Source organism: Glaciecola sp. KUL10 (genome assembly GCF_003203515.1).
Classification (GTDB): Bacteria; Pseudomonadota; Gammaproteobacteria; order Enterobacterales; family Alteromonadaceae; genus Glaciecola.
The window spans coordinates 38,207-46,185 of the sequence record NZ_BGNG01000016.1 but is presented as its reverse complement, the minus strand read 5'-3'; the positions used below and the strand labels follow the sequence as shown (position 1 = coordinate 46,185).

Here is a 7,979-nt window from a genome sequence, read left to right as displayed (position 1 = left end):
TCTCGGTAAGCATTCCTCACTCATTGAGCCTCACCCTCTTTACACACAGTTAGGAACCAATAAGTGCCAACGACTCATTGCATACAGAAGACTATTTGAGCACCAACTCAAACAAGACCTAATAGACGATATACGTCATTGTACCCAAAAAGAAATTGTTTTAGGCAACAGTAAATTTAAACAACAAGTCGCCGAGTTAACTGGAATGAAGCTAAAATCAGCAACACGAGGCCGCCCCAAGGTTTTATGATTAATTAACACTGACCCTTTTATTCCTTAACATCAAACATGCTCAATAAACTCAGAACACGGATACTTCTCTTTCATCATAGACACAGACAAACTGACAATTTCACCTAATACTGAGATATCGATATCGCTTAGTTTATTGATATAAAGACAGGACTTTCCGATCTTGTGCTTTCCGAGTTTTTCTAGCAAGGGCTCGAATGCTTCGAATCCAGGCATAATATAAACAGCAATATTTTGCTTTCTAGGAGCAAAGCCCGTTACGAAAAAATCACCCTCGCGACCACTTTCATACCGATAATGATAGCGACCAAAACCAACCATCGAACCAGCTTGATGAGGTTTGTAACCTGACCATTCTTGCATCAGAGGGAGCAGCTTTAAGGCATCGTTTTGACGCGATTTATTTTCAATCGCAGCTAATAATTCATCTACCACTAAAAGATTCCCTCCCTAATTTCAAACAAAAAAAAACCAGTGCAAGCACTGGTTTTTTATAACAATTTATTAACATTTATGCAAAGATTGTTTTCGCATTATCTCGCATTTCTATGAATTCATCAGTTTGGTAAACGTCGACATCTTCAAAAATACCTTTCGCTTGAGCGGCGTTTAAGTAATCTTCAGGGTTATCCACTTGCTTCGCTAATGCTGCGCCTAATCGCACAAAGTCAATGTATGATACGTCTTCTTTACCAAATGCTAATTCTCTCCAATATTCAGCACATGTAATGAATACATCATTAAACTGCCATTCACGCATGATGCTGCCGCCTATTCTTCCTGCCAGCTTGTCGATGGCAACATCTAAAAACGTTGGGTTGGCAAACACACTGTCGTGTCGCTCCGCTTCTGTTAAAACTGGCAATGCACCTATATTTGCGACAAGTGCGCAAAGTGTCATCGTGTCGAGCGCAAGATTTTTGTTTCCCGTTTCTTTTTGATAGGTCATCAACGCCGCGAGTGCATTGGCAACTATCTCGATGGTATCGTTCCACTTCATTGACATATATTTCTTAACAACTTCGTTTTTAGAAACGAACAGTTGCTCCATCGCTAGGGCGGTTGCGATGTTTTTCACCTGGGCCAGACCGATGCGAGTTACGGCTTGCGTCACTGATTGGACTTTGACTTGTCTACCTAAATAAGCGCTGTTTGATATTTTAATCATCCGCGCACTCAATGATGGATCTTGCCCGACAACTTCTGCCATCCCGTTTAAGTTGATATTGGGGTCGTCGGCTGACTTTCGAACTTTTAAAGCAATTGCTGGTAAGGTGGGTAACACTAGGGTGTCATTATTAATTTTTTCAACCAAAATGGTCAGCAAAGCGTTTTGTGTAGACATGAATTGAACCTTATTATATCTCAAAGTACAGGGCATGTAGCCCCTTCACTTTTGTACGTTTTACAGCAATATGTATCACTGCAACTTCGTTTCGAAGGTAAGTCTAGCTGAAGTTTACGCCAATGCGACATTCACGACATTTATTCTGCTAATACTTACTCTTTTAGCCTTTCCTGATAAGGCGGCCAACCCAATGGTTTACCTGCTAATACATGAAGATGGATGTGGTAAACCGTTTGTCCGCCATGAGCATTACAATTCATTACGGTGCGAAATCCATCACCTGCAACACCTAATTCCGCTGCAATGCGAGCAGCAATTCGATGCATGTACCCAACAACAGCTTCGTCTTCAGCTTGAATATCATTTGTCGTTGCAATCGGTTTTTTAGGTATTACAAGAAAGTGCACTGGCGCCTGAGGACTGATGTCTTTAAACGCGAGGACACGATCATCTTCAAATAATATATCGGCAGGGATTTGCTTATTAATAATTTTTGTGAAGATTGTTTCACTCATTCTATATTTTTCCCAAAGTGCTGTTGGTTCATATTCATATAGTTAACTAAAATCACACGTACGTTACAGCACCATGTACAAAAGTACACAACCCAAAGCCAAGCGGTACAACACAAAAGGCAACATACCGATTCTAGAAATCCAACTCAAAAATAAAAATATACATAGGTATGCAGCGACAAACGAAAAGCCGGCTCCATAGGCTAGTTCATTCCAATTAACAGCATGCTCTGCGCCTGCTAGATCAAGGGTTGCGTTAAGTCCAGCCCCTAAAATAATTGGGATCGATAATAAGAATGAATATTTTGCACAACTCTCGCGGTCAAGGCCCATCATCAAACCAGCTGTCATGGTGATACCTGATCGTGAAGTGCCTGGAATGATTGCAATCGCTTGTGCTAAGCCAATAACAATCGCTTCTTTAAGACCAATGTTATTGACGGTTTTAACTTGCTTGGCTTTGACGTCTGCATACCAAAGCAATAAACCAAAGACGATGGTCGTGATAGCAATAACAATAGCCGTGCGGGCATTTAGGGCAATCCAATCTTTCATTAAAAAGCCAAACGTGGCCGCAGGAATAGTAGACACAACCACCATCCAAGCCAGCTTGCTTTCGTTAGTTTGTACTTTACTAAAACCATGAGAAAACCAGGCAATGGTTAAATCGACAATCTCTTTGCGAAAATAAATAATAACGGCTAACAGACTTCCTACGTGCACCGCTACATCAAATGCAAGACCTTGATCTCGCCATCCTAATATTTCAGCGGGCAGGATTAAATGGGCTGAACTTGATATAGGCAAAAATTCAGTTAAACCTTGAATGATGGCCAGAATAATAATTTCAAAAAGTGTCATTGGGGGTCACGGCTCCATGTAAAATCTGAAATCCATAGTTTTTGTTTGGATTTATCATAGTCTTCCCATAATTGGGCATACGTTTTTTGAACAACAGGATGAATATCCTCGGGAACAAGTTCAGCTAAGGGTTGCAAAACAAAGGCATTGAAAAGTATTTCTTCTCTGGGTAATACGATTGGATTATCACAGACCATATTATCGAAACACAGAAGATCTAAATCGAGTGTGCGCGAAGAGAACTTTTCAGCTTGTCTGACACGCCCATTCTTTGTTTCGATTGCTTTTAATACGTCACAGACTTGCGACAAAGACATATCAGTTTCTGCTGATACAACTGCGTTATAAAAAGTGTCGCCTTTAAAACCAACGGATTGACTTTCAAAAACGCTCGAAACACTAATATTATCAAAGGCATCGGCAAGCTGGTCAAAACCTGCTTGAGTATGTTTGTCTTTGTCGATATTGCTGCCAGTGCTGATAAGAATTTTGTGCATTGGCCTGTCGGCTGCGCTAGCCCCTAAGTCGGAACAAGCGTCGGTATTAGAGAATGAGTCGCTTGTGTCGATCACGATTTTCGTTCCCGAATCAAGGTAATCGCTACGTTATCTGCATTGTCGATAATATCGGGCTTGCTAAGTGTTAGTTCAATTTTTTCAGGAGCAAATTCTTTAAAAATCATATCAGACATCTGTGCACCCAACGCTTCGAGCAGTTTGAACTCACATTTATCAGCTAGTTCACCTAAACGCTCAGCCACTTTTCCGTAGTCAATTGTGTAAGTAACGTCATCTGTTGCACCCGCTTTTGAAAAATCAGTATGCATCACAAGATCGACGATCACGCGTTGCTTTGCATGGCGTTCAAACTCATAAACGCCGATGAGTGCTTGTAATGACAAGCCTTCTATTTTAACTAAATCCATTCTTTTGGTGTTCTTTCTTGGGTTTTGCATTGGGTTTGTGTAACCAAACAAAGCCCGACTAATAGGGCTTTTGATTGGATCTACGCGTGCAATTTGGCGCAATTGTAACGCACTGTAGTGTTTAATGTATATGCAATCGTTTTCACATTTATGACCACCTGCTTCATACAATTCGCTAACTTAAAGTTGGCTACTAATTTGAGAGCAGAAGTATTAGGCCAACGAATCCAGCGGCCACCTCGGTTTTGCTTGCATATCCAACGAGACTCGTTCGCCTTTTAGCAATCGCTGACAGCCTGCATAAGCAATCATGGCACCATTATCTGTGCAATATTCGAACGCGGGGTAATAAACTTCGAAGCTTTTACGACGACTTTCTTCTGCAAATTTATCTCTTAAATAGCGATTTGCACTGACGCCTCCTGCCATGACTATGCGCTTTCGACCTGTTTGTTTTAATGCGCGCATGCTCTTGATGAATAAAGTATCAACAATGGCTTCTTGAAAAGCATAGGCAATATTCGCTTTGACTTGAGGGTCGTCGGCGGCGGCACGAATAGTGTTAGCTGCAAACGTTTTTAAACCACTGAAACTCATGTCTAGACCTGGACGGTCCGTCATAGGCCGAGGGAACTTATAGTGCCCTGCCTCACCTTTTTCAGCTAATTTTGCTAGCAATGGACCGCCAGGGTAATCCAAACCTAGTAATTTAGCGGTTTTATCAAAAGCTTCACCCGCTGCATCATCGAGTGATTCGCCTAACACTTCGTACTGACCAATGCCTTTGACATCGACAATCATGCTATGACCACCCGACACTAACAATGCAACGAATGGAAACTCAGGTGCATTGTCATCTAACATCGGCGCGAGTAAATGCCCTTCCATATGATGCACACCAACGGCAGGGACATCCCATGCATAGGCAATACTGCGACCAACAGAAGCACCTACTAATAAAGCACCCACTAAACCGGGCCCTCTTGTAAAAGCAAGTCCGTCAATATCGCTGGACGTTAAATTTGCACTGTCCAAGGTGCGTTGAATTAAAGGAATAATTTTGCGCACATGGTCACGTGAAGCCAATTCAGGAACAACACCGCCATAATCAGCGTGAAGTTTTACTTGGCTATACAATTCGTGAGCAAGTAAACCGTTCTCACTATCATAAATTGCGATACCGGTTTCATCACAAGAAGTTTCGATTCCCAATACTTTCATTCACTTACCTTATTTGAGCCTACCAACGGGCGACAGATACTTAACCATATAGATATAATGGTGTAAGCGCTAATGCACAAATCTTCGCTTTTCAGGGCTTCAAATGGTGCATATATGAAGGCGCTAGTATATACTGCGCGCCTGCGTCGGAAAACCAAGATTTATTTGTTGTTTTTATACTAAATTACTTTACAAAAGGCATGTAAAGATTTAGTATTCCGCACCATTTTTTAGCCCGGGTACTTAAATTAACTACTACCCGGTTGATTTATTTATCTAAGGTGAGATATTAATGCCAATCGTTAAAGTAAGAGATAACGAACCGTTTGACATCGCATTACGTCGTTTCAAACGTTCATGTGAAAAAGCAGGTGTACTTTCAGAAGTTCGCCGTCGCGAGTTTTTTGAAAAGCCGACTTGGGAGCGTAAGCGCAAGAAAGCAGCTGCTAAAAAACGTCACATGAAAAAACTAGCGCGCGAAAACGCACGCCGCGTGAAGTTGTACTAAGGTACCTTTACTCGTATACGATTTAATCGTAAACAGTTTTAGAAAACGGGTGTCTTTATAGACACCCGTTTTTGTTTGTCGCTCAAAATATAAAAACAAAGGATCGAAGCATGACATTATTAGAATCATTAAAAGAAGCACAAAAAGATGCAATGCGCGCTAAAGACAAAGCCACGCTTTCAACGATCAGAATGGCGCTTGCTGCAGTTAAGCAAAAAGAAGTGGATGAGCGAGTAGAAGTCACAGATGCTGATTTACTACAAATTTTGACTAAAATGGTTAAGCAACGCAACGAATCCATTACTCAATTTAAAGCGGCTAGCCGCGACGATTTAGTCGCCGTTGAAGAAGCTGAAATCGAAGTGCTATCGCGCTTTTTACCCAAAGCGCTAACAGATGATGAAATTTCTGTTTTGATCGACGAAGCGATGGAAGCTACAGGTGCAAGCTCGATGCAAGACATGGGTAAAGTCATGGGCATGTTAAAGCCAAAATTAACAGGTCGAGCTGATATGGGTAAAGTAAGCGGGTTAATCAAAGCTAAACTAGCCTAAGGTTATATAAACCCAATGGCTGGCAGAATTCCCAGAGACTTTATTGACGACCTCATCTCGCGTGCCGACATTGTTGATATTGTCGATGCGCGTGTGAAGCTCAAAAAAGCAGGCAAAAATCATCAAGCCTGCTGCCCGTTTCACAACGAAAAAAGCCCCTCATTTTCAGTTAGCCAAGAAAAACAGTTTTATTATTGCTTTGGTTGTGGCGCGAAAGGTAATGTCGTCTCGTTTTTAATGGAGTTTGATCGCTTAGAATTTCCCGAAGCGATCGAAGAACTCGCCAGTATTTATGGTTTAGAAGTCCCCAGAGAAAAAGGTAACTTTACTCAAACAACACCCGAACAAAAATCACAACGCGAACAAGACTATGCGTTGATGGAAAGCGTTACTCGCTTTTTCCAGCACCAACTTAAACATCATGCACAATCTGCCAGTGTGGTTGACTATTTAAAAAGCCGTGGACTCACGGGTGATATCGTCAAAGCGTGGGACATCGGTTTTGCGCCACCTGAATGGGATGCGGTGTTAAAAACATTTGGTGCAGATGAACATAAACAATCACGGCTACTCGAACTTAAATTAATCAACGAAAACGATAATAAAAAGCGCTTTGATTTTTTTAGGAACCGAGTGATGTTTCCAATCAGAGATAAACGCGGTCGTGTAGTTGGATTTGGCGGAAGGGTCATGCAGGACGATGGCCCCAAATATTTAAACAGCCCTGAAACCCCCATTTTTCATAAAGGTTATGAGTTGTTTGGACTATACCAAGCACGACAAGCCAACCGTAAGCTAGAACAAGTTTTAGTCGTCGAAGGTTATATGGACGTGGTCGCCTTAAGTCAGTTTGGCATTGACTACGCCGTTGCGGCGCTGGGCACGGCAACGACACCAGAACATGTGCAAATGTTATTCAAGTCCACGCCTCAGGTTATTTGTTGTTACGACGGCGATAAAGCGGGAAGAACCGCGGCTTGGAGAGCACTAGAAAACGCGCTGCCTTATTTAAAAGATGGCTGTATCATGAAGTTTATGTTCTTACCGGATGGTGAAGATCCAGACACAATGGTGCGCCAGATTGGCAAAGAAAAATTTGAAGCGCTTTATCAAGATGCCCAACCTCTTTCTAAATTTTTCTTTGAAACCTTGCTCAGTCAACATGATGTCAGCAGTATAGAAGGGAAAGCGGCACTGCGCTCACAAGCCAAACCACTGATTGAAAAAATATCAGGCGAAAATCAAAAAGAATTATTGTTGAATGAACTGGCCAAAATTTGCGGAGATGCACAAGCAATCAACGATGGTCCAACTTCTTCGGGTATGCAACAGCGTAAACCCTTTGAGCAAGACTTTAAAAAGCCAAAACTTCAAGCGACACCTGTTCGGGCCCTGCTTAAGATCTTAATCAATCACCCGTCTTTTGCTAGCCAATATCAAGAAGTTAAGATTCAGTCTATCAAGCATTTAAACATCAAAGGGATAAGCGTGTTGGTAGAGGTTCATGAATATTGCCAACAAAATCCAGACAGTAATGCCGCAAGGGTACTTGAAGCATTTAGAAGTCACCCCCATGTTAAGCATATCGAAGCGGTAGCCGTCAGTGATATTTTTGAAGATGTAGATTTAGTCAGGGAGTACTTTGACAGCTTCAAATCACTGATTAGTGCTCATATTAATGCACGCCTTGAAGCACTAAAAGCAAAATCAAGATTCAGTGCCTTGAGCCCGACAGAAGAGCAAGAATTGAGTTTATTGTTACAAAAACAGATGAAAGCGAAGCATCAAAGTTAGT

The 7,979-nt window shown here is 41.8% G+C and carries 10 protein-coding genes and 1 pseudogene; 4 read left to right on the top strand and 7 right to left on the bottom strand.

The window, feature by feature from the left end; all coding sequences use genetic code 11:
• Positions 1 to 250, top strand: a pseudogene (locus KUL10_RS18690) (transposase); the annotation flags it as partial.
• A gap of 32 nt (positions 251 to 282) precedes the next feature.
• On the opposite strand, the gene KUL10_RS17800 reads toward KUL10_RS18690, so the two are convergent.
• The 7 genes from KUL10_RS17800 to tsaD form a co-directional block, all read right to left on the bottom strand.
• On the bottom strand, positions 283 to 687 hold the full coding sequence (locus KUL10_RS17800) for a DUF1801 domain-containing protein (RefSeq protein WP_199509309.1): 405 nt from the start codon (positions 685 to 687) through the stop codon (positions 283 to 285).
• 76 nt (positions 688 to 763) lie between these two features.
• Positions 764 to 1,597 carry an HDOD domain-containing protein gene (locus KUL10_RS17795; protein ID WP_110430306.1) on the bottom strand — a complete coding sequence of 278 codons (834 nt, stop codon included), beginning with the start codon at positions 1,595 to 1,597 and terminating at the stop codon, positions 764 to 766.
• A 155-nt stretch (positions 1,598 to 1,752) separates the two neighbouring features.
• Entirely contained in the window at positions 1,753 to 2,115 is a 363-nt protein-coding gene (locus tag KUL10_RS17790; RefSeq protein WP_110430305.1) for a histidine triad nucleotide-binding protein, read from the bottom strand.
• Between the two features lie 63 nt (positions 2,116 to 2,178).
• Positions 2,179 to 2,976 (bottom strand): undecaprenyl-diphosphate phosphatase, encoded by a 798-nt coding sequence (locus tag KUL10_RS17785; RefSeq protein WP_110430304.1) that lies wholly within the window; start codon positions 2,974 to 2,976, stop codon positions 2,179 to 2,181.
• Positions 2,973 to 3,473: a 2-amino-4-hydroxy-6-hydroxymethyldihydropteridine diphosphokinase gene (folK, locus tag KUL10_RS17780; protein WP_110430310.1), complete on the bottom strand. Its 501-nt coding sequence runs from the start codon at positions 3,471 to 3,473 to the stop codon at positions 2,973 to 2,975. The genes KUL10_RS17785 and folK overlap by 4 nt, the downstream gene beginning before the upstream one ends.
• Before the next feature lie 71 nt (positions 3,474 to 3,544).
• Entirely contained in the window at positions 3,545 to 3,901 is a 357-nt protein-coding gene (gene folB, locus KUL10_RS17775) for a dihydroneopterin aldolase (RefSeq protein WP_110430309.1), read from the bottom strand.
• A 213-nt stretch (positions 3,902 to 4,114) separates the two neighbouring features.
• Positions 4,115 to 5,122: a tRNA (adenosine(37)-N6)-threonylcarbamoyltransferase complex transferase subunit TsaD gene (gene tsaD, locus KUL10_RS17770; protein WP_110430303.1), complete on the bottom strand. Its 1,008-nt coding sequence runs from the start codon at positions 5,120 to 5,122 to the stop codon at positions 4,115 to 4,117.
• A gap of 292 nt (positions 5,123 to 5,414) precedes the next feature.
• Between tsaD and rpsU the strand changes: the two genes are divergently transcribed.
• The 3 genes from rpsU (at position 5,415) to dnaG (ending at position 7,978) form a co-directional block, all read left to right on the top strand.
• Positions 5,415 to 5,630 (top strand): 30S ribosomal protein S21, encoded by a 216-nt coding sequence (gene rpsU, locus KUL10_RS17765; protein WP_110430302.1) that lies wholly within the window; start codon positions 5,415 to 5,417, stop codon positions 5,628 to 5,630.
• 110 nt (positions 5,631 to 5,740) lie between these two features.
• Positions 5,741 to 6,184, top strand: coding sequence for a GatB/YqeY domain-containing protein (locus tag KUL10_RS17760; RefSeq protein ID WP_110430301.1), 444 nt, complete (start codon positions 5,741 to 5,743; stop codon positions 6,182 to 6,184).
• Positions 6,185 to 6,199: 15 nt separating this feature from the next.
• A complete protein-coding gene (gene dnaG / locus KUL10_RS17755) occupies positions 6,200 to 7,978 on the top strand; it encodes a DNA primase (protein WP_110430300.1) in 1,779 nt (592 codons plus the stop codon).
• The last annotated feature ends 1 nt before the right edge of the window (position 7,979 follow it).

Excerpts from the sequence above, each read along its gene's own strand:
- KUL10_RS17795 (WP_110430306.1), bottom strand. The coding sequence starts at position 1,597 with ATGTCTACACAAAACGCTTTGCTGACCATTTTGGTTGAAAAAATTAAT.
- KUL10_RS17790 (WP_110430305.1), bottom strand. The coding sequence starts at position 2,115 with ATGAGTGAAACAATCTTCACAAAAATTATTAATAAGCAAATCCCTGCC.
- folB (WP_110430309.1), bottom strand. The coding sequence starts at position 3,901 with ATGGATTTAGTTAAAATAGAAGGCTTGTCATTACAAGCACTCATCGGC.
- rpsU (WP_110430302.1), top strand. The coding sequence starts at position 5,415 with ATGCCAATCGTTAAAGTAAGAGATAACGAACCGTTTGACATCGCATTA.
- dnaG (WP_110430300.1), top strand. The coding sequence starts at position 6,200 with ATGGCTGGCAGAATTCCCAGAGACTTTATTGACGACCTCATCTCGCGT.
- tsaD (WP_110430303.1), bottom strand. The coding sequence starts at position 5,122 with ATGAAAGTATTGGGAATCGAAACTTCTTGTGATGAAACCGGTATCGCA.
- KUL10_RS17760 (WP_110430301.1), top strand. The coding sequence starts at position 5,741 with ATGACATTATTAGAATCATTAAAAGAAGCACAAAAAGATGCAATGCGC.
- folK (WP_110430310.1), bottom strand. The coding sequence starts at position 3,473 with ATGCACAAAATTCTTATCAGCACTGGCAGCAATATCGACAAAGACAAA.
- KUL10_RS17785 (WP_110430304.1), bottom strand. The coding sequence starts at position 2,976 with ATGACACTTTTTGAAATTATTATTCTGGCCATCATTCAAGGTTTAACT.